The sequence below is a fragment of the Cupriavidus consociatus genome (genome assembly GCF_017814975.1).
In the GTDB taxonomy this organism is placed as follows: Bacteria; Pseudomonadota; Gammaproteobacteria; order Burkholderiales; family Burkholderiaceae; genus Cupriavidus; species Cupriavidus consociatus.
In genome coordinates, this window is record NZ_JAGIQA010000002.1 from 372,660 (window position 1) to 391,866 (window position 19,207).

14 protein-coding genes are annotated in these 19,207 nt (G+C 68.0%); 11 read left to right on the forward strand and 3 right to left on the reverse strand.

The window, feature by feature from the left end:
- Positions 1-14 precede the first annotated feature (14 nt).
- Positions 15-734 carry a phosphonate utilization associated transcriptional regulator gene (locus tag J8I82_RS04840; RefSeq protein WP_209754888.1) on the reverse strand — a complete coding sequence of 240 codons (720 nt, stop codon included), beginning with the start codon at positions 732-734 and terminating at the stop codon, positions 15-17.
- Between the two features lie 268 nt (positions 735-1,002).
- Between J8I82_RS04840 and J8I82_RS04845 the strand changes: the two genes are divergently transcribed.
- The 9 genes from J8I82_RS04845 (at position 1,003) to J8I82_RS04885 (ending at position 13,219) form a co-directional block, all read left to right on the forward strand.
- Positions 1,003-2,034 (forward strand): putative 2-aminoethylphosphonate ABC transporter substrate-binding protein, encoded by a 1,032-nt coding sequence (locus J8I82_RS04845; RefSeq protein ID WP_209754890.1) that lies wholly within the window; start codon positions 1,003-1,005, stop codon positions 2,032-2,034.
- 70 nt (positions 2,035-2,104) lie between these two features.
- Positions 2,105-3,217 (forward strand): putative 2-aminoethylphosphonate ABC transporter ATP-binding protein, encoded by a 1,113-nt coding sequence (locus J8I82_RS04850; RefSeq protein WP_209754892.1) that lies wholly within the window; start codon positions 2,105-2,107, stop codon positions 3,215-3,217.
- Positions 3,208-5,016, forward strand: a complete 1,809-nt coding sequence (locus J8I82_RS04855) for a putative 2-aminoethylphosphonate ABC transporter permease subunit (RefSeq protein WP_209754894.1) — start codon at positions 3,208-3,210, stop codon at positions 5,014-5,016. The genes J8I82_RS04850 and J8I82_RS04855 overlap by 10 nt, the downstream gene beginning before the upstream one ends.
- A gap of 54 nt (positions 5,017-5,070) precedes the next feature.
- Positions 5,071-6,204: a 2-aminoethylphosphonate--pyruvate transaminase gene (locus tag J8I82_RS04860; protein ID WP_209754896.1), complete on the forward strand. Its 1,134-nt coding sequence runs from the start codon at positions 5,071-5,073 to the stop codon at positions 6,202-6,204.
- A gap of 250 nt (positions 6,205-6,454) precedes the next feature.
- Entirely contained in the window at positions 6,455-7,306 is an 852-nt protein-coding gene (locus J8I82_RS04865) for an EamA family transporter (RefSeq protein ID WP_209754898.1), read from the forward strand.
- Between the two features lie 99 nt (positions 7,307-7,405).
- Positions 7,406-9,892, forward strand: coding sequence for a GcvT family protein (locus J8I82_RS04870; protein WP_209754900.1), 2,487 nt, complete (start codon positions 7,406-7,408; stop codon positions 9,890-9,892).
- Between the two features lie 252 nt (positions 9,893-10,144).
- On the forward strand, positions 10,145-11,665 hold the full coding sequence (adh, locus tag J8I82_RS04875; protein ID WP_209754902.1) for an aldehyde dehydrogenase: 1,521 nt from the start codon (positions 10,145-10,147) through the stop codon (positions 11,663-11,665).
- Between the two features lie 115 nt (positions 11,666-11,780).
- Entirely contained in the window at positions 11,781-12,809 is a 1,029-nt protein-coding gene (gene adhP, locus J8I82_RS04880; protein ID WP_209754904.1) for an alcohol dehydrogenase AdhP, read from the forward strand.
- 14 nt (positions 12,810-12,823) lie between these two features.
- Positions 12,824-13,219 carry a DUF779 domain-containing protein gene (locus tag J8I82_RS04885; protein ID WP_209754905.1) on the forward strand — a complete coding sequence of 132 codons (396 nt, stop codon included), beginning with the start codon at positions 12,824-12,826 and terminating at the stop codon, positions 13,217-13,219.
- Between the two features lie 179 nt (positions 13,220-13,398).
- Here the strand turns inward: J8I82_RS04885 and J8I82_RS04890 are convergent, their stop codons facing one another.
- Both J8I82_RS04890 and J8I82_RS04895 read right to left on the reverse strand, forming a co-directional pair.
- The gene (locus J8I82_RS04890) at positions 13,399-15,351 is read right to left on the reverse strand and encodes a sigma-54-dependent Fis family transcriptional regulator (RefSeq protein WP_209754907.1); all 1,953 of its coding nucleotides are present in this window, start codon (positions 15,349-15,351) and stop codon (positions 13,399-13,401) included.
- Between the two features lie 206 nt (positions 15,352-15,557).
- A complete protein-coding gene (locus J8I82_RS04895) occupies positions 15,558-15,800 on the reverse strand; it encodes a hypothetical protein (protein ID WP_029044836.1) in 243 nt (80 codons plus the stop codon).
- 200 nt (positions 15,801-16,000) lie between these two features.
- Between J8I82_RS04895 and J8I82_RS04900 the strand changes: the two genes are divergently transcribed.
- Positions 16,001-16,963: an alpha/beta hydrolase gene (locus J8I82_RS04900; protein ID WP_209754908.1), complete on the forward strand. Its 963-nt coding sequence runs from the start codon at positions 16,001-16,003 to the stop codon at positions 16,961-16,963.
- 43 nt (positions 16,964-17,006) lie between these two features.
- The gene (locus J8I82_RS04905) at positions 17,007-19,160 is read left to right on the forward strand and encodes a PBP1A family penicillin-binding protein (protein WP_209754910.1); all 2,154 of its coding nucleotides are present in this window, start codon (positions 17,007-17,009) and stop codon (positions 19,158-19,160) included.
- Positions 19,161-19,207 lie beyond the last annotated feature (47 nt).

A 19,207-nucleotide genomic window follows, 5' to 3' on the forward strand; every position in this document is an offset into this window, starting at 1 on the left:
AAACGATGTTGTAGTCAGGCGGCCGCGCCGGTGCTGGCGGTACCGGCGGCACCGGGATCGACCGCGGCATGCATGCGCGCGCGCCCGCGGTCGACGTGTTCGCGCATCAGCCGCGCCGCCAGCTCGCCATCGCGCGCGGCGATGGCCGAGACGATGGCGCGGTGCTCGCGCGTGGAATCGGGCATGGCAGCGTTGCTGCCGGACAGCGCCTCGCGCCGGAACAGCGTCAGCTCCTTGACCAGGCGCCGGTAGGTGTCGAGCAGCTTGCGGTTGCCGGCCAGCTCGACCATGCGGTCGTGGAAGGCTAAGTTCAGGCGCGCGTATTCGTCCAGGTCTCGGGCAGCGCTGGCGGCGCCCAACGCCTCGACCAGTGCGCGCAGTTCGCGCAACCCTTCCGCCGTGATGCGGGCCGCGAGTTGCCGGCCGACGAATTCATCGAGCACCGCGCGCAGTTCATAGAGCTCGTCGGCTTCCTGCACCGAGATGGCACGCACGAAGACGCCGCGGTTCTTTTCGGTGCGCAGCAGGCCGGCCTGCTCCAGCGCGCGGAATGCTTCACGCACCGGGCCGCGCGAGACCTTGAGCTGGCCCGCGACTTCGATCTCGTTGAGCTTGGCGCCCGGCGGCAGTTCGCCGGACATGATCCGCAGCTCCAGTTCGCGCTGCACCAGCGTGGTCAGCGACTGGCTCTGCAGGATGGTGATTTCGCTCGCCAGCGGCGCTTGGCGTGACATGAAAACTCCGGTTTGTGACGGTTTCGGCAATATCGAAAATCCTTATTGCGATTAAAGCAAGCGGTTTGTATATTGTCAACAATAGAGACATCGGCCACGCTGACAGGGTGATGGAAGGGGCCATGAAAGACTAGGAATATGTCTTGAAAGTGTTGCAGTACAAGGGTTTCAAGGAGAACGATGGTTTTGCAACGCACCGCCACACGTTGCAACATATTCACCAAATTGACACATATCTCCACCTACAATGCCAGAAAACGGAGGCCCCATGAAACTGTCCATCAAGCCCACCCTGCAAATCGCCGCCGCCCTGCTCGCAATGGGCGCCGCCGGCACCGCGCTGGCCCAGAAAACCACCCTGACGGTCTACACCGCGTGGGAGATCGAAACGCTGAAGCCATACGCCGAAGGCTTCGCCAGGGTCGCGCCCGACATCGAACTGAAATACGTGCGCGACTCCACCGGTGTCATCACCGCCAAGGCGCTCGCCGAAAAAACCAACCCGCAGGCAGACGTGATCGCCGGCCTGGCCGCATCCAGCCTGGAGGTGCTCAAGCAGGAAGGCATGCTGACGCCCTACACCCCCAAGGGCTTCGAAAAACTGACGCGCCACTACAGCGACAAGGCCACGCCGCCGTCGTGGGTGGGCCTGGATGTCTGGGGCGCCACCGTCTGCTTCAACACGGTCGAAGCCAAGAAGCGCAACCTGCCCCGCCCCGAAACCTGGAAGGACCTGGCCAAGCCGGTCTACAAGGGCGCCATCGTGATGCCCAGCCCGGCGTCGTCCGGCACCGGCTTCCTCGACGTAACCGCGTGGCTGCAACTGTTCGGCGAGCAGGAAGGCTGGAAGTACATGGACGCGCTGCACGAGAACATCGCCCAGTACACGCACAGCGGCTCCAAGCCGTGCAAGCAGGCGGGCGCGGGCGAGTTCCCGATCGGCATCTCGTTCGAGCTGCGCGCGCACAAGACGCTGGCCTCGGGCGCCCCGATCGAGATGATCTTCCCGAAGGAAGGGCTGGGTTATGACATCGAGGCCGCCGGCATCGTCAAGGGAACGAAGAAGCAGGAGGCCGCGCAGCGCTACATGGACTGGCTGGCGAGCAAGGAAGCGGCGCAGCTGTTCGCCAGGGACTGGGCCATCGTGACCTACCCGGAGGTGGCCCGCAAGGTAGAGACCATCCCCGCCAACTACGAGCAGATGCTGGTCAAGAACGATTTCAGCTACATCGCCAGGAACCGCGAGCGCGTGCTGAACGAGTGGCAGAAGCGGTACGCCGGCAAGTCGGAAAAGCAGTAATCCGGGAACGCCCCGGCCCGGCGCTGGCGCCGGGCCACTGCCACGACCACATCGCCGAGGATCCCACGCCATGCAATCCCCCACTTCCACGGCCGAGACCTATCTCAGCCTGAAAGGCATCCACAAGCGCTTCGGCGGCGGCGCCAGCCCCTTTGTCGCGCTGCATCACATCGACCTGGACGTACGCCAGGGCGAGCTGCTGTGCTTCCTGGGTCCGTCGGGCTGCGGCAAGACCACGCTGCTGCGCATCATCGCCGGACTGGAATCGCAGAACGCCGGCACCATCCATCAGGGCGGGCGAGATATCTCCACGCTGCCGCCGATGGAGCGCGACTACGGCATCGTGTTCCAGTCCTATGCGCTGTTCCCCAACCTGACCGTGGCGGACAACGTCGCCTACGGCCTGGTCAACCGGCGCATGCCCCGCGACCAGCGCCGCGCGCGCGTCGACGAACTGCTGACGCTGGTGGGCCTGCCCGACCGCGGCAGCCAGTACCCGGCGCAGCTCTCGGGCGGCCAGCAGCAGCGCGTGGCGATCGCGCGTGCGCTGGCCACCTCGCCCGGCCTGCTGCTGCTTGACGAACCGCTGTCCGCGCTCGACGCGCGCGTGCGCGTGCGGCTGCGCAGCGAGATTCGCGCGCTGCAGCAGCGCCTGAACATCACCACCATCCTGGTCACGCACGACCAGGAAGAGGCGCTGTCGATGGCTGACCGCATCGTGGTCATGAACCAGGGCGTGATCGAGCAGGTGGGCACCCCGGCGCAGGTCTACCAGCGTCCGGCCACCCCCTTTGCCGCGGACTTCGTCGGCAAGACCAATATGCTGGACGCGCGCGTCGGCAGCGACGGCGCGCTGCATCTGGGCGGCGTGCGCATGCACTGCAACGCACCGGCCGGCTGCGGCGCGGAGGAAGCGGTGCAGGTGTTCTTCCGGCCCGAAGACGTCTGCGTGCGCGGCATCGAGCAGCACGGGCCCAATGTGCTGGAAGCCACCGTGGACAAGATCGAATTCCTGGGCGCATTCTCGCGCCTGACGCTGCGGCTGCCCGATGCCGCGTCGGGCACGCTGTGCGCCGACCTTTCGCTCAATGACCTGCACGAGCTGCGCCCGAATACCGGCGACCGCCTGCGCCTGGCCATTCCCGCTGACCGCCTCCGTATCTTCCGCCACGCATGCGCCTGAGCCTCTTGACAGCGCCGGCCAATGCGCCGGCTAACGATACCGCCCCAGGCGCCGCGCCGGCCGGGACTCCCGGTTCCGGCGCGAAGCCCTCCCTGCCCGCGCCACGCGCGTTCATTGCCACCTCGGTGCGTGCGCACTGGACCGACCGGCTCGCGCACGTGCTGCTGGCATTGGCCGCAGTTGCCCTGCTGTGCTTCGTGCTGGCCCCGATCGTGATGATCCTGGCCAAGAGCGTGCAGAACCGCGACGGCTCGCTGGCAGGGATCGCGCATTTCCGCGCCTACTTCGAATCGCCGGCGCTGCTGCGTTCGGTGTGGAACAGCCTGTGGGTCTCGGCGCTGGCCACCTGCATCACGGTGCCGCTGGCCTTTACCTTTGCCTACGCGCTGACGCGCAGCCGCATTGCCTGCAAGGGGCTGCTGCGCAACCTGGCGCTGATCCCGCTGCTGGCGCCGTCGCTGCTGGCAGCCATTTCCTTTATCTTCTGGTTCGGCAACCAGGGGTTGTTCAAGCCCTGGATGGGCAGCACGCAGATCTACGGGCCGCTGGGGATCGTCGCCTCGCTGGTGTTCGCCACATTCCCGCATGCGCTGATGATCCTGGTCACGGCGCTGTCGCTCACCGACGCGCGGCTGTACGAGGCGGCCGATGCGCTGGGCACCTCCGCCACCCGAAAGTTCTTCACCATCACCGTGCCGGGGGCGCGCTACGGCCTGGTCAGCGCGGCGATGGTGGTGTTCACCTATGCGATCTCCGACTTCGGCATCCCCAAGGTGATCGGCGGCAACTTTCATATGCTGGCCACCGACATCTACAAGCTGGTGATCGGCATGCAGGACTTCTCGCAGGGCGCGGTGGTGTCGCTGATGCTGCTGGTTCCGGTGGCGGTCACCTACTGCGTCGACGCGCGCGTGCAGAAGCGCCAGATGGCGCTGATGTCGGCCCGCTCGGTGCCGTACGTGCCGCGCCGCAGCCGGCGCTTCGACCTTGCCATGGCGTCGTTCTGCTGGTTGATGGCGGCGCTGATGGTGGCGGTGATGGGCATGGCGATCTACGCCTCCTTCGTCAAGCTGTGGCCGTACAACTTCTCGCTGTCGCTGAACCACTACCGCGTCGGCCTGGTCGAAGGCGGCGTGGTCGATTCCTACCTGAACAGCCTGCGCATGGCCGCGCTGGCCGCGGTGATCGGCCCGGTGTTTATCTTTGCCACCGCCTACCTGCTGGAGAAGACCCGCGGGCTGGACTGGCTGCGCGGCTTCGTGCGGCTGATGGCGGTGCTGCCGATGGGCGTGCCGGGGCTGGTGCTGGGGCTGGGCTACATCTTCTTCTTCGTGCCGCAGGCCAACCCGCTGCACGGCCTGTACCAGACGCTGGGCATCCTGGTACTGGTGACGATCGTGCATTACTACGCGTCGTGCCACCTGACCGCGGTGACCGCGCTCAAGCAGCTCGACAGCGAGTTCGAGGCCGTGTCCGCGTCGCTGAAGGTGCCCTTCTACAAGACCTTCTTCAAGGTCACCGTGCCGGCGTGCCTGCCCGCCATCCTGGAGATCTCGCGCTACCTGTTCATCAACGCCATGACCACGGTGTCGGCAGTGGTGTTTCTCTACGGCGCCGACACCAAGCTGGCCTCGGTCGAAATCGTCAACCTGGACGAGTCCGGGGACATCGGCCCGGCGGCGGCCATGGCCACGCTGGTAGTGGTGACCTCCGCGCTGGCGTGCCTGCTCTATTACCTGCTGCAACGCGTGCTCGACCGCAAGACCCAGGCATGGCGCCAGGGCCAGGCAAGCGACTGAAAACTTCCAATACGCAATCTCCTTCCCCAATCTCCTCGCAATCAGGAGCTCAACATGATCCGCGGCAACGACCCGATCCTTCTGACCCCCGGCCCGCTCACCACCTCGCTCGCGACCAAGCAGGCCATGCTGCGCGACTGGGGATCGTGGGACGCCAGCTTCAACAGCATCACGCGCAGCCTGTGCGATGACCTCGTGCGCATCGTCCACGGCGAAGGCACCCATGTGTGCGTGCCGATGCAGGGCAGCGGCACTTTCTCGGTGGAAGCCGGCATCGCCAACGTGGTGCCCCGCGACGGCAAGGTCCTGGTGCCGCAGAATGGCGCGTACTGCCAGCGCATCCTGAAGATCTGCAAGGTGCTGGGCCGCGCCAGCGTGGAACTGCCGATCCCCGAGGACCAGCCGGCCACGGCTGCTCTGGTCGAGCAGGCGCTGGCGCGCGACCCGTCCATCACGCACGTGGCGCAGGTCCATTGCGAGACCGGCGCCGGTGTGCTGAACCCGCTGCCGGAGATCGCCGCGCTGTGCCAGCGGCTGGGCAAGGGACTGATCGTCGATGCGATGAGTTCGTTCGGCGCGATCGAGATCGATGCGCGCACCATGCCGTTCGATGCGCTGGTGGCTGCCACCGGCAAGTGCATCGAGGGCGTGCCGGGCATGGGCTTCGTGCTGGTGAAGAGGGATGTGCTGGAGGCCAGCCAGGGCAACAGCCATTCGCTGGCGCTCGATCTGTATGACCAGTATGTCTATATGCAGAAGACCACGCAGTGGCGCTTCACGCCGCCCACGCACGTGGTGGCGGCGTTCCGCGCGGCGCTGGACCAGTTCCTGGAGGAAGGCGGGCAACCGGTGCGCGGGGCGCGCTATCGCAAGAATTGCGAGGCGCTGGTCAGGGGCATGGGCGAGCTCGGCTTCCGGCCGTTCCTGCCGGCGGCGGTGCAGGCGCCGATCATCGTCACCTTCCATGCGCCGGCGGATGCGCGCTATGACTTCAAGACGTTCTACAGCAAGGTGCGCGGGCGCGGGTACATCCTGTATCCGGGCAAGCTGACGCAGGTGGAGACGTTCCGGGTGGGCTGCATTGGCGCGATCGATGACAACGAGATGCGCAATGTGGTGACGGCGGTGGGTGAGGTGTTGAAGGAGATGGGGATAAAGATGCAGGCGCCGCTGGCGGAGGCGGCGTAGCCACGATTGGCTACCGGCTCTTGCAGAAGGCACCCCTCTCCCGCTTGCGGGAGAGGGGTGGGGGTGAGGGCCGGCATTTGCAGGAACCATGGCGAACGCATTGCGACGCGCGCAGTCCAGGCCGTCGCACCGCGCATGTCTTCGCCGCTCCCGCCGCTCTCTCCCCTCTCCCCTCTCCCGTGCGGAAGAGGGGAGCAAACAAGCGGGCTCGCTAAAGGGCTCACCAAACGCGTCGAACATCTTCTCCCCCATGCCCCTGCCCCCAGACTTCCACGGCCTCGCCTTCGCCGCCGTGATGCTGTCCGCGCTGATGCACGCGTCCTGGAACGCCATCGTCAAGATCGGCGGCGACCGCCTGTCGTCGATGGCGCTGATCGACACCTTCTGCCTGCTGGTGGCGATCCCCTTCCTGTTTTTCGTACCCCTGCCCGCACCGCAGGTCTGGCCCTTCCTGCTGGCCACCGTCGCGCTGGAAGTCGGCTACAAGCTGTCGCTGGTTGCCGCCTACAACCGCGGCGACTTCAGCCAGGCCTACCCGCTGATGCGCGGCTCGGCGCCGATGATGGTCGCGGTGCTGCTGTTGCTGACGGGCAGCGAGCGGCTCGGCCCTGGCGGCTATGCCGGCATCGCCCTGATCTGCTGCGGCCTGGTCAGCCTGGTGCGCTGGCGGCGGCAGTCGCCTGACTTGCTCGGCTTTGCGCTGCTGGCCGGCGCCTGCCTGGCGGCCGGCACGGTGATCGACGGCACGGCGGTCAAGCGTTACGGCGAAGTCTTCACCTATATCGTCTGGCTGCAGGCGATGTCGCACGTTTTCATGCCCACCTATGCGCTGAGCCGGCGCGGCAGCGCGCTGCTGACGCTGTTGCGCGCGGAATGGAAGCGCGCGTGGATCGGCGGCATCAACCGCGTCGGTTCGTACGCGCTGATGCTTTGGGCGATGACGCTGGCGCCGGTGACCAAGCTGGCGGCGCTGCGCGAGTCGAGCGTGATCTTTGCCGCGTTGCTGGGGCATTTCCTGCTGCGCGAGCCGTTCGATCGCCGCCGTGTGGTCGCTACCGCGCTGGTGCTGCTGGGCATCCTCATCCTGCAGCTGGCCCGCTGATCTGCCGTGTTGTGTGCCGCGTCTTGTGTTGTTATTTGGCATTTTGTGGCATAACATGGCATTCATCATCTCACCGTCCCAGTACCCGCGCTGACCACCATGTCCCCAGCCATTCCCTCCCAAACCCGTGTCGTCATCATCGGCGGCGGCATCATCGGCTGCAGCGTTGCCTACCACCTGACGAAGCTAGGCTGGAAGGATGTGGTGCTGCTTGAGCAGGGCCAGCTGTCGTGCGGCACGACCTGGCACGCAGCCGGCCTGGTTGGCCAGCTGCGTTCGCAGGAAAGCATGACCAGGCTGATCCGCTACTCCACGCAGCTCTACAGCGAACTGGAAGCGGAAACCGGCCTCGGCACCGGCTGGAAGCAATGCGGTTCCCTCTCCGTGGCGCGCACCGCCGAGCGCATGACGCAGCTGCGCCGCACGGCCGCGGTCGCGCGCGCCTACGGCGTGGCGTGCGAAGTCATCTCCCCTGCCCAGGCCGGCGAGCTGTGGCCGGCGATGCGCACCGACGACCTGCAGGGCGCGGTCTGGCTGCCCGGCGACGGCAAGGCCAATCCCACCGACCTGACGCAGGCGCTGGCGCGCGGCGCGCGCGGCCGTGGCGCGATCATCGCGCAAGACACCAGGATCACCGCGATCCATACCGCCGACGGCCGCGCCACCGGCGTCAGCTGGCGCGACAAGAACGGCGACGAGGGCCGGCTTGAAGCGGAGATCGTGGTCAACTGCGCGGGCCAGTGGGCGCGGCAGGTGGGACTGATGTGCGGCGTGACTGTGCCGCTGCATTCGGCCGAGCACTACTACATCGTCACCGAGCGCATCGCCGGCGTGCACCCCGACCTGCCGGTGATGCGCGACCCGGACGGCTTCATCTACTTCAAGGAGGAGGTCGGCGGACTGGTAATGGGCGGCTTCGAGCCCGACGCCAAGCCCTGGGGCATGCAGGGCATTCCGGAGCCGTTCGAGTTCCAGCTGCTGCCCGACGACTGGGACCAGTTCCAGATCCTGATGGAAAACGCGCTGGTGCGCGTGCCAGCGCTGGAAACTGCGCAGGTGAAGCAGTTCTACAACGGCCCGGAATCCTTCACTCCGGACAACAACTTCATCCTCGGCGAAGCGCCGGAACTGCGCAATTTCTACGTCGGCGCGGGCTTCAACTCGATGGGCATCGCCTCCGCCGGCGGCGCCGGCATGGCGCTGGCGGAATGGATCGTCGCGGGCGAACCCACCATGGACCTCTGGCCGGTCGATATCCGGCGCTTCGCCGGCTTCAACGGCAACCAGAACTGGCTGCACGACCGCATCAAGGAAACGCTTGGCCTGCACTACGCGATGCCGTGGCCGAATCGCGAACTGGAGACCGCACGCCCGTTCCGCCGCTCGCCGCTGTATGCGCACCTGCGCGATGCCGGCGCCAATTTCGGCAGCAAGATGGGCTGGGAGCGGCCCAACTTCTTCGCGCCGCCGGGGGCATCGCCGCGGATCGAATATGCCTTCGGCCAGCAGAACTGGCTGCCGTGGAGCGGTGCCGAGCACCGTGCCTGCCGCGAAGGCGTGGCGCTGTTCGACATGAGTTCGTTCTCCAAGTACCTGGTCAAGGGCGCCGATGCCGAGGGGGTGCTGCAGTACGTGATGAGCAACGACATGGCGGTGCCGCCGGGACAGGCCGTCTATACCGCGATGCTCAACGAACGCGGCACCTATGAGTCCGACCTGACCGTGACGCGGCTGGGGCACGACCAGTACCTGGTGGTGACCGGCTCGGCGCAGACCACGCGCGACTTCAGCTATATCGAGCGGCTGATCCCGGGCGACAAGCGCTGCGTGGTCGTCGACGTCACCGGCCAGTACGCGGTACTGGCGGTGATGGGACCACGCTCGCGCGAATTGCTGCAGAAGGTGTCGCGCGCGGATTTCTCCAACGAAGGCTTTCCCTTCGGCAGTTCGCGCGAGATCGACCTCGGCTATGCCACCGTGCGCGCGACGCGCCTGTCGTACGTGGGCGAGCTCGGGTGGGAACTGTACGTGCCGGTCGAATTCGCGGTGGGCGTCTACGAGACGCTGCACCTGGCCGGGCGCACGCTCGGGCTGGTCGATGCCGGCTACTACGCCATCGAATCGCTGCGACTGGAAAAGGGCTACCGCGCCTGGGGCCGCGAGCTGTCGCCGTCGGTCACCCCCTTCGAAGCGGGACTGTCGTTCGCCTGCAAGCTGGCCAGCGGCATCGACTTCCGCGGCCGGGACGCGCTGCTGCAATTGCGGCAGGCGGGCGGTCCCACACGGCGCATGGTGGTGGTGACGGTCGACGGCGCCAGCGACGCCATGCTGTGGGGCGCAGAGGCCGTGCTGCGCACCGGCCCCGACGGCGGCGTGCGCGCGGTGGGATCGCTCAGTTCCGCCGCATTCGGCCATACGCTGGGCTGCCCGGTCGGCATGGCATTGCTGGCGCGCGAGGATGGGCCGGCCGATGCGGCCTGGCTCGAAGCCGGCGCTTACCACGTCGACGTGGCCGGCGAACTGCTGCCCGCACGCGTACACCTGCGCGCGCCCTACGATCCGGCTTCGGCGCGCCCGAAGGCTTGAACAGGGCGGGGGGGAACAAGGGCGACCTGGCCGCGACGAGCAAAGGTGCTCCAAACTGGAACAACCGCTGTCACGCGCTGGCACACCGCCGCCGGCGCGTGACACATTCCTGGCCGATTTCCGCGGCCTTTCCTCCTGATTCCCCCCGCTTTTCCGTCTTCTCGCACCCCGGCACACCTCTTGCGATCTGCTCCAGTGCGCACGGCCCAGGCCGTGACGACACGACACAGATGAATTCGAACGGAGCGAGACATGAACATGGCGGAAATCGCCCAGCTGGGCGTCAGCAACCCCTACAAGCAGCAGTACGAGAACTACATCGGCGGCCAGTGGGTGCCGCCCGCCGGCGGCGAGTATTTCGAATCCATCACGCCGATCACCGGCAAGCCGTTCACGCGCGTGCCACGCTCCGGCCAGCAGGACGTCGATGCCGCGCTCGACGCCGCGCACGCCGCCAGGGCCGCATGGGGACGCACCTCCACCACCGAGCGCGCCAACATCCTGAACCGCATCGCCGACCGCATCGAAGCCAACCTCACGCTGCTGGCCGTGGCCGAGACCATCGACAACGGCAAGCCCGTGCGCGAGACCACCGCCGCCGACCTGCCGCTGGCGGTCGACCACTTCCGCTACTTCGCCGGCTGCATCCGCTCGCAGGAAGGCGGCATCTCCGAGATCGACGGCGACACCATCGCCTACCACTTCCATGAGCCGCTGGGCGTGGTCGGCCAGATCATCCCGTGGAATTTCCCGCTGCTGATGGCCACCTGGAAGCTGGCGCCAGCGCTGGCCGCCGGCAACTGCGTGGTGCTCAAGCCGGCCGAGCAGACGCCCGCGTCGATCCTGGTCCTGATGGAGGTGATCGGCGACCTGCTGCCGCCGGGCGTGGTCAACGTGATCAACGGCTTCGGGCTGGAGGCAGGCAAGCCGCTGGCATCGAGCCCGCGCATCAGCAAGGTGGCCTTCACCGGCGAGACCACTACCGGCCGGCTGATCATGCAATACGCGTCGCAGAACCTGATCCCGGTGACGCTGGAGCTTGGCGGCAAGTCGCCCAACATCTTTTTCGAAGACGTGCTGGCCACCGACGATGCCTACTTCGACAAGGCACTCGAAGGCTTTGCCATGTTCGCGCTGAACCAGGGCGAGGTCTGCACCTGCCCGTCGCGCGCGCTGATCCAGGAGTCGATCTACGAACGCTTCATGGAACGCGCGCTCAAGCGCGTGGCGGCGATCCGCCAGGGCCACCCGCTCGACAGGGGCACCATGATCGGCGCGCAGGCCTCGGCGGAACAGCTCGAGAAGATCCTGTCGTACATCGACCTGGGCCGCAAGGAAGGTGCGCAGTGCCTGGCGGGCGGCGAGCGCAACGCGCTGGACGGCGACCTGGCCGGCGGCTACTACGTCAAGCCAACCGTGTTTGCGGGCCACAACAAGATGCGCATCTTCCAGGAAGAGATCTTCGGGCCGGTGGTATCGGTCACCACCTTCAAGGATGAGGAAGAAGCTCTTGCCATCGCCAACGACACGCTCTACGGCCTGGGCGCCGGCGTGTGGACACGTGACGGCGCGCGCGCATTCCGCATGGGCCGCGGCATCCAGGCGGGCCGCGTGTGGACCAACTGCTACCACGCGTACCCCGCACATGCCGCATTCGGCGGATACAAGCAGTCCGGCATCGGCCGCGAGAACCATCGCATGATGCTCGACCACTACCAGCAGACCAAGAACCTGCTGGTCAGCTATAGCCCGAACGCACTCGGGTTCTTCTGACGGCGCTCAAAGCATGACGCAATGGCCGTCCACGACGGCATTGTGCGCGCCATGATCCGGTTGTGCCCCGCGGGCGCGGGGCCATCCCGGACAAGGAGTCATCCAAGGAGTCGAGATGCCTGCAACCATGAAAGCTGCCGTGGTGCGCGAATTCGGCGCGCCGCTCACGATCGACGAAGTTCCTGTTCCCCAACCCGCCCCCGGCCAGATCCAGGTAAAGATCGAGGCCTCGGGCGTCTGCCACACCGACCTGCACGCCGCCGACGGCGACTGGCCGGTCAAACCCACCCTCCCCTTTATCCCCGGCCATGAAGGCGTGGGCTACGTCTCTGCCGTGGGCAGCGGCGTGACCCGCGTGAAGGAAGGCGACCGCGTCGGCGTGCCCTGGCTGTACAGCGCCTGCGGCTATTGCGAGCACTGTCTGCAAGGCTGGGAAACGCTGTGCGAGAAGCAGCAGAACACCGGCTATTCCGTCAACGGCGGCTATGGCGAATATGTCGTCGCCGATCCCAACTACGTGGGCCTGCTGCCCGACAAGGTCGGCTTTGTCGAGATCGCGCCGATCCTGTGCGCGGGCGTGACGGTCTACAAGGGACTGAAGGTGACCGATACGCGGCCCGGCCAGTGGGTCGTGATTTCCGGCATCGGCGGCCTCGGCCACGTGGCCGTGCAGTATGCGCGTGCCATGGGCCTGCGCGTGGCCGCGGTCGATATCGATGACGACAAGCTGGCCCTGGCGCGCAAGCTCGGCGCCGAGGCCACCGTCAACGCGCGCACCACCGATCCCGCCGCGTGGCTGCAGAAGGAAATCGGCGGCGCGCACGGCGTGCTGGTCACCGCGGTGTCGCCCATCGCCTTCTCGCAGGCAATCGGCATGGTGCGCCGCGGCGGCACCATCGCACTCAACGGGCTGCCGCCGGGCGAGTTCGGCACGCCGATCTTCGACGTGGTGCTCAAGGGCATCACCATCCGCGGCTCCATCGTCGGCACGCGCAGCGACCTGCAGGAATCGCTGGACTTTGCCGCGCATGGCGACGTGAAGGCGACGGTATCCACGGCGAAGCTCGACGACATCAACAACGTGTTTGGTCGCCTGCGCGACGGCAAGATCGAAGGCCGGGTCGTGCTGGACCTCAACGCCTGACGAGGAGACGGGTCATGCCGGCTTACGCATCTGCAGCCCCGTCCGTCGCCCGCGTGGTGGCAACGCCTGCCGCGCTGGCGCTGATCGCGCAGCTGACCGCGCGGCATGGCCCGCTGATGTTCCACCAGTCCGGCGGCTGCTGCGACGGCAGCGCGCCGATGTGCTACCCCGACGGCGAGCTGCTGGTCGGCCCGGCCGATGTCCGGCTGGGCGAGATCGGTGGCGCGCCGTTCTACATGACACGCGCGCAGTTCGAATACTGGCAGCACACGCGGCTGGTGATCGACGTGGTGCCGGGCGCGGGCGGGATGTTCTCGCTGGAGGGCCGGACGGGTCAGAGGTTCCTGACTCGGTCGGAGCTGTTCAGCGATGAAGAGGCGGCGTGGCTGGCTGCGCAGCCAGGGCTGTGAAATACTCGCAGACTGTGTGCTCCCTCTCCCGCTTGCGGGAGAGGGTTGGGTTGAGGGCTGAAGCCGCCACGAAGTGAAAGCCATCACGCTACGCAGGCGCCTGCCCTCACCCCCTGCCCCTCTCCCGCGGGCGGGAGAGGGGAGCAAACCAGCGGGAAGCGAAGCGCCTCGCCTGAGCGTCAGTCCTCCGCTGCCGGATTGTCGTCCAACCCTTCCTTCAGCCTGCGATAGATCGTATTGCGCGACACCCCCAGCTCGCGCGCGGCATGACTCACATTGCCGCCATGCCGTGCCAGCGCCTGCCGGATGACGCCGGCCTCCCAGTCGCGCATGCGGCTGGCACCCGGGGCAGGCGCCGCCGTAGCGCAAGGTGCCTGTTCCACCGGTCCGCCGCACTCCTGCTCAAACCCTTCCGGCAAGTGCTCGCAGCCGATCTCCGCCTCGCCCTCGGCCAGTATCGCCGCCGTGCGCAACACATTGGCGAGCTGCCGGATATTTCCGGGCCACGGATGGCTGCGCAGCGACGCCAGCACCTGCGCGCTGACCTGGACCGGAGATTCGGGCCCCGCCTCTTCCCGCTGCCGCTGCAGGATCCGCTCCACCAGCACCGGCAGGTCGCTGCGCTCGCACAGCGCCGGCAGCGTCACCGCCAGCGCATTGATGCGGTAGTACAGGTCTTCGCGGAAGGTGCCCTCGGCGATCATGGCGCGCAAGTCGCGGTGGGTGGCGCAGACCACGCGCACATCGACTGCCACCGCGTGCGCCGCGCCCAGCGGCGTCACCGCGCGCTCCTGCAGCACGCGCATCAGCCGCACCTGCTGCGCCAGCGGCATGTCGCCGATTTCATCGAGGAACAGCGTGCCGCCATGCGCCTGCGCCAGCTTGCCGGCGCTGCCGCGGCGGCGCGCGCCGGTGAAGGCGCCTTCTTCATAGCCGAACAGCTCGGCTTCGATCAGCGTTTCCGGGATGGCTGCGCAATTGACTGCGACAAAGGGGCCATTGGCGCGCGGCGAGGCGGCGTGGATGGCGCGCGCCAGCCACTCCTTGCCGGCGCCGGTGCGCCCCTGGACCAGGATCGGGATATCGCGGCCGCAGACCTTGCGCACGCGGCGCAACACGGCGGCCACGGTAGCGTCGCCGGTGTCGAGGGCGGCCAGCGCGGGCGGCAGCGGCTCGTCCACCAGCGGCTGGCGCACACTGACTGGCGCGGCGCGGCATTCGATGCGGGCGAACACCTGTACCCGGCTGGGCAGCGTCAGCACGTGCAGCGTCCCGGCCGGGCGCGCCTGCATGGCCATGCGCACCGGCTGGCCGAACAGCTCGGCAAAGCCGGACAGTGCCAGCGCCTGGGGCGCCAGGCCGAGCTGGAACAGCCCGCTGCGGTTGGCGGCAAGGAAGGCACCGTCGGGCGCAAACGCCGCCATGCCCTCGAACAGCGTGCCAACGAATTCCGGCCGCGCATGGAAGCGCACCAGCACGGCCTCGGGGAAATGATTGGCGAACAGGTGGTTCTCGATCATCTGCGCCGACATCCGCACCAGCGCCATGGTGTGCCGATGGAAGCCGCGGTGGTCGCCGCTGACGTCGAGCGCGCCCAGGATCTCGCCGGTGGGGCCGGCGATCGGCGCGCACGAGCAGGTGAGCTGGTGGTTGGCCTGCAAAAAGTGCTCGCTGGCGTGGACGATGGTGGGGCGCGCCTCGGCCAGCGCGGTGCCAATGGCGTTGGTACCCTTGCTGGGCTCGGACCATGACACGCCCGGCGCCAGCGCCACGCGTCTCGCGCGCGCGACGAAATCGCCATCGCCCAGGCTGTGCAGGATCACGCCGCTGCTGTCCGTCAGCAGCACCATGCTGTCGGTATTGGCGATCTGCGCGTGCAGGGTTTCCATCACCGGCAGCGCGTGGCGGTACAGGTCGCGGCTGGCGTCGACCAGCTCGCCCAGTGCGCGTGCGGCAAGGGCCTCGTAGCCTGGCGCGTGGCCGGCATCGAGCCCGAAGCCGGCCGAGCGCGCATGCGCGCGCGCGATCAGCGCCGCGCGGTCGATGTCATCTGGCCCTGCGCCTGCTTCGGCGGCATGGCGCTGGGCGCCGAAAAGCGCTGGATCTGCGGCGGGATGGGCGGCACGGTGCATGACGGCGGGTCTCCGCGAGGTCTCCGGAAATGGCTGGCGGCTCGCGTGGCGGCCGCTGCCTGGCCGTCCCTTGCTGCGTCCCTTGTTGCGTCCCTTGCTGCAGACCGCGCAGGCGGGCGCTCCGGCAGGCCGGGCGGCTGTTGTCCGTCAACCTTATCACAGCGCACTGGCCGTGTACGGATCCGCGGCGCGCCCCGGCGCCGGGGTCAGCGTTTTTCGTCGAGCAGGTCGTTCAGGATCTCGTCGAACGTCGCCTGGGCGTCCTCCAGCGCCTGCAGCGCCGCATCGAAGGTCTGCAGCGCGAGCTTGGATGGCTTGCCGCTGCCTTGCGGCGGATAGTGTGCCTGCAGCGCGGTGAATGCCACCTGTACCTGGCGCGTGGCCGCGACCACCCGCTCCATGGCCTGCGCCTCTTCGGCGCGGAACTGCTCGTCTTTCTGCTCGCTCATGCTTGGCTTCTCCCTGGGCGCGCCGTCGGCGAGGATGCCGGTGGGGGTGGCGCGCGTGTATGAGGCATATCGTACAAGAACTGCGCGGCCTGGCTTGCGCTACGCGGTCGAGCCCGGCAAAAATGAGGTAGGCTGCGCAGCTTGGGCGGCATGGCCGGCGCCCCCCGGCGCCACGCCCGCCGCGCACCTGAAGACTTGCCATGCGATTCAAGACCCGCCACGCGCTGGCCGCCGCGCTGATGACTGCCAGCGGCTTCGCCTGCTACTGGACCTACCTGACGCTGAACCAGGACCGCCTGCTGTTCGACGCGCGCCGGCGTCCGCCGCGCGACCTGCCGGAGGGCATCGTCGGCTATTCGCACAGGATTCCTGGCGGCGTGGTGCGTGGCTACATCTACCATGCGCCTGGCGACAGCGTGGGCGACCTGCTCTTCTACCTGCCCGGCCGCGGCGAGGATGTGCTGGAAACGCTGCAATACGCACGCTGGCTCCCGGCCGGCATGGCCTTCGCCACCTATGACTACCGCGGGCTGGGCCATTCCGATGGCCGGCCGTCCGAAGCGGGGGCCGTCGCCGATGCCAGCCAGTTCCTGCTGTATGTCCGGCGTGTGTTTCCCGACACCCGCGTGCACGTGGTCGGGCGCAGCCTCGGCACCGGGGTGGCGATCCAGCTGGCCGACCTCCAGGAATTCGAGAGCCTGCAGCTGATCACGCCCTACGACTCGCTGCTGGAACTGGTGCGCAAGCGCTTCCCGCTGGTGCCGCTGCGGCAGCTGATGCGCCACCATTTCGATTCGATCTCGCACTGCAAGAAGGTCGTGCAGAGCACCAAGGTGCTGCTGGCGGAAACGGACGAGGTCGTGCCGCATGCCTGCTCGGAGCGGCTGATGGCGGCGTGGCCCGGCCCGGTCGCGCTGCAGACCATGTCCGGCACGGACCACTTCACCATCATCGAGCAGCAGCAGACCTGGCTGTCGCTGTGCGAGTTCGCGCGCCAGCACAGCGAGGCCAGACTGCGCATGGCCTCGGCCACGCCGGCGCAGCCGGATGCGGACAGCGCCGCCGCTCCCGCGCCGGCGCTCCATGCCGTGCCGGACGCCGTGGCTCCGCCCGCCGAGCGGGACGGCGGCGGCAGCCCGCTGCCGCTGGCGGCCACCCGATGACCGCTGCGCCGGGTCGGCCAGCCGGAGCAGGTAGAATGCGCGCATGAAAAAAATCGCAGTCAAGGCAGGCGGCGCCGTACTCGCGCTGGCTGCGGCCGCCAGCCTGCTCGCCGGCTTCGCCGCGGTGCTGAGCCTGCGGCAGCTTCCACCGGTCGACGCCCTGCGCGACTATCGCCCCGACGTCCCGCTGCGGATCTACACCAGCGACCACGTGCAGATCGGCGAATTTGGCAGCGAGCATCGCGAATTCATTCCCTTCGAGCAGATCCCCCCGCGCATGGTCCAGGCCCTGCTGGCGGCCGAGGACGACCAGTTCTACGAGCACGAGGGTGTCGACATCCCCGGGCTGTTCCGCGCCGCGCTGGCCAACCTCGGCCAGGGTTACGCGCAGGGCGCGTCGACCATCACCATGCAGGTCGCGCGCAATTTCTACCTGTCGCGCGAGAAGACGCTGGCGCGCAAATGGTATGAAATGCTGCTGGCCTGGCGCATCGACCAGTCGCTGCCCAAGGACCGCATCCTCGAGCTATACATGAACCAGGTCTACCTGGGCGAGCATGCCTATGGCTTCGGCAGCGCGGCGCATGCGTATTTCGGCAAGCCGCTGGCGGCGTTGTCGCTGGCCGAGAGCGCGATGCTGGCCGGGCTGCCCAAGGCGCCGTCGACCATGAACCCGGTGGTCAACCTGCCGCGCGCCAAGCGCCGCCAGGAATACGTGCTGGGCCGCATGCTGGCGCTCGGCATGATCAGCCAGGACGATTACCGCGCGGCCCGTGCCGAGCGCCTGGCCATCTCCGGTGAAACGCCCGGCAGCTTCGCCGGCCATGCCGAGTACGTGGCCGAACTGGCGCGCCAGCTGGCGCGCGAGCGCTTTGGCGACGAGGCCTACACGCGCGGGCTGAACGTCTACACCACGGTGTCGTCGGTGCGGCAGACGCTGGCCTACGATGCCGTCAGTGGCGGACTGCAGCGCTATGCGCGCCGGCACCGCAAGGCGGTGCCGGCGCTGGAGAAGGGGCCGCAAGGGCCGCAGGCGGCGCTGGTGTCGCTCGACGCCAATACCGGCGCGATCGAGGCAATGGTGGGCGGCGCGGACTTTGCCGCCAGCCGCTTCAACCACGCCACGCAGGCGCTGCGCCAGCCGGGCTCGACCTTCAAGCCCTTCGTCTATGCCGCCGCGCTGGAGCGCGGCGTGTCGCCCGGCACGGTCATCAACGACGCGCCGCTGGCCAATTCGTCGCGCTGGCAGCCGTCCAACGACGACGGCCGCTTTATCGGCCCGGTCACCGTGCGCCAGGCGCTGGCCGAATCGCGCAACCTGCCGGCCATCCGCACGCTGCAGGCGATTGGCATCCCCTATGCGGTGGAGTTCGCCAGCCGCTTCGGCTTCTCACCCAGGCGGCTGCCGCGCTACCTGCCGCTGGCGCTGGGCACCGGCACCACTTCGCCGCTGCGGCTGGCCGCCGCCTACGGCGTGTTCGCCAATGGCGGCCAGCGCGTGGAGCCTTACCTGATCGAGCGCATTACCGACAGCGAGGGCAACGTGCTGTTCGAAGCTGTCCACGCCGGCACCGACGGCGCCGCAGCGCCGACGCGCGTGATCAGCGCGCGCAATGCCTTCGTGATGGACAGCCTGCTGCGCAGCGTGGTCGACGATGGCACCGGCGCGGGGGTGCGCCGCTACCTGCGCCGCGACGACGTGGCGGGCAAGACCGGCACCACCAACGAGGCCATGGACGGCTGGTTCGCCGGCTACGCCGGCGGCGTGGTCACGGTGGCGTGGATGGGCTACGACGACAACCGCAGCCTGGGCGAGCATGAGTTCGGCGCCACCACGGCGCTGCCGGTGTGGGCAGCATACATGGAAGGACGGCTGGCCGGTGTTCCCGAGGCGCAGACCGACACCCCGGCCGGCCTGGTGCGCACGAACAACGACTGGGTGTATGCGGAGTACGCGGACGGCAGCCGTGGCATCGCCTCGCTCGGCTTCCCGCTGCCGCCGGCAGATCCGCTGGTGACGCCGGCGGCAGATCCGGTCGTGGCCCCGGTGGCAAGCAGCGCCGCCAACCCAGCCAGTCCCGCCACATCCTCGGCGCCGCCAGCCCCGGGCACGCCGCTTTCCGGCACTGCCCCCGGCATGCCGGCGCCTGCCGCGGTAGCCGCACCCGCCGTGCCCGTCAGCCGGGACGGCCTGTAAACTCCGCGCATTCCTGCCGCCTCAACCCGCATTCACCCGCCTTCGAG

What these genes read in the sequence shown, in the direction of transcription:
- J8I82_RS04890 (WP_209754907.1), bottom strand. Translation starts at nt 15,351, where the DNA reads ATGCACCGTGCCGCCCATCCCGCCGCAGATCCAGCGCTTTTCGGCGCC.
- J8I82_RS04865 (WP_209754898.1), top strand. Translation starts at nt 6,455, where the DNA reads ATGCCCCTGCCCCCAGACTTCCACGGCCTCGCCTTCGCCGCCGTGATG.
- J8I82_RS04855 (WP_209754894.1), top strand. Translation starts at nt 3,208, where the DNA reads ATGCGCCTGAGCCTCTTGACAGCGCCGGCCAATGCGCCGGCTAACGAT.
- J8I82_RS04870 (WP_209754900.1), top strand. Translation starts at nt 7,406, where the DNA reads ATGTCCCCAGCCATTCCCTCCCAAACCCGTGTCGTCATCATCGGCGGC.
- J8I82_RS04895 (WP_029044836.1), bottom strand. Translation starts at nt 15,800, where the DNA reads ATGAGCGAGCAGAAAGACGAGCAGTTCCGCGCCGAAGAGGCGCAGGCC.
- adh (WP_209754902.1), top strand. Translation starts at nt 10,145, where the DNA reads ATGAACATGGCGGAAATCGCCCAGCTGGGCGTCAGCAACCCCTACAAG.
- adhP (WP_209754904.1), top strand. Translation starts at nt 11,781, where the DNA reads ATGCCTGCAACCATGAAAGCTGCCGTGGTGCGCGAATTCGGCGCGCCG.
- J8I82_RS04840 (WP_209754888.1), bottom strand. Translation starts at nt 734, where the DNA reads ATGTCACGCCAAGCGCCGCTGGCGAGCGAAATCACCATCCTGCAGAGC.
- J8I82_RS04900 (WP_209754908.1), top strand. Translation starts at nt 16,001, where the DNA reads ATGCGATTCAAGACCCGCCACGCGCTGGCCGCCGCGCTGATGACTGCC.
- J8I82_RS04885 (WP_209754905.1), top strand. Translation starts at nt 12,824, where the DNA reads ATGCCGGCTTACGCATCTGCAGCCCCGTCCGTCGCCCGCGTGGTGGCA.
- J8I82_RS04905 (WP_209754910.1), top strand. Translation starts at nt 17,007, where the DNA reads ATGAAAAAAATCGCAGTCAAGGCAGGCGGCGCCGTACTCGCGCTGGCT.
- J8I82_RS04850 (WP_209754892.1), top strand. Translation starts at nt 2,105, where the DNA reads ATGCAATCCCCCACTTCCACGGCCGAGACCTATCTCAGCCTGAAAGGC.
- J8I82_RS04860 (WP_209754896.1), top strand. Translation starts at nt 5,071, where the DNA reads ATGATCCGCGGCAACGACCCGATCCTTCTGACCCCCGGCCCGCTCACC.
- J8I82_RS04845 (WP_209754890.1), top strand. Translation starts at nt 1,003, where the DNA reads ATGAAACTGTCCATCAAGCCCACCCTGCAAATCGCCGCCGCCCTGCTC.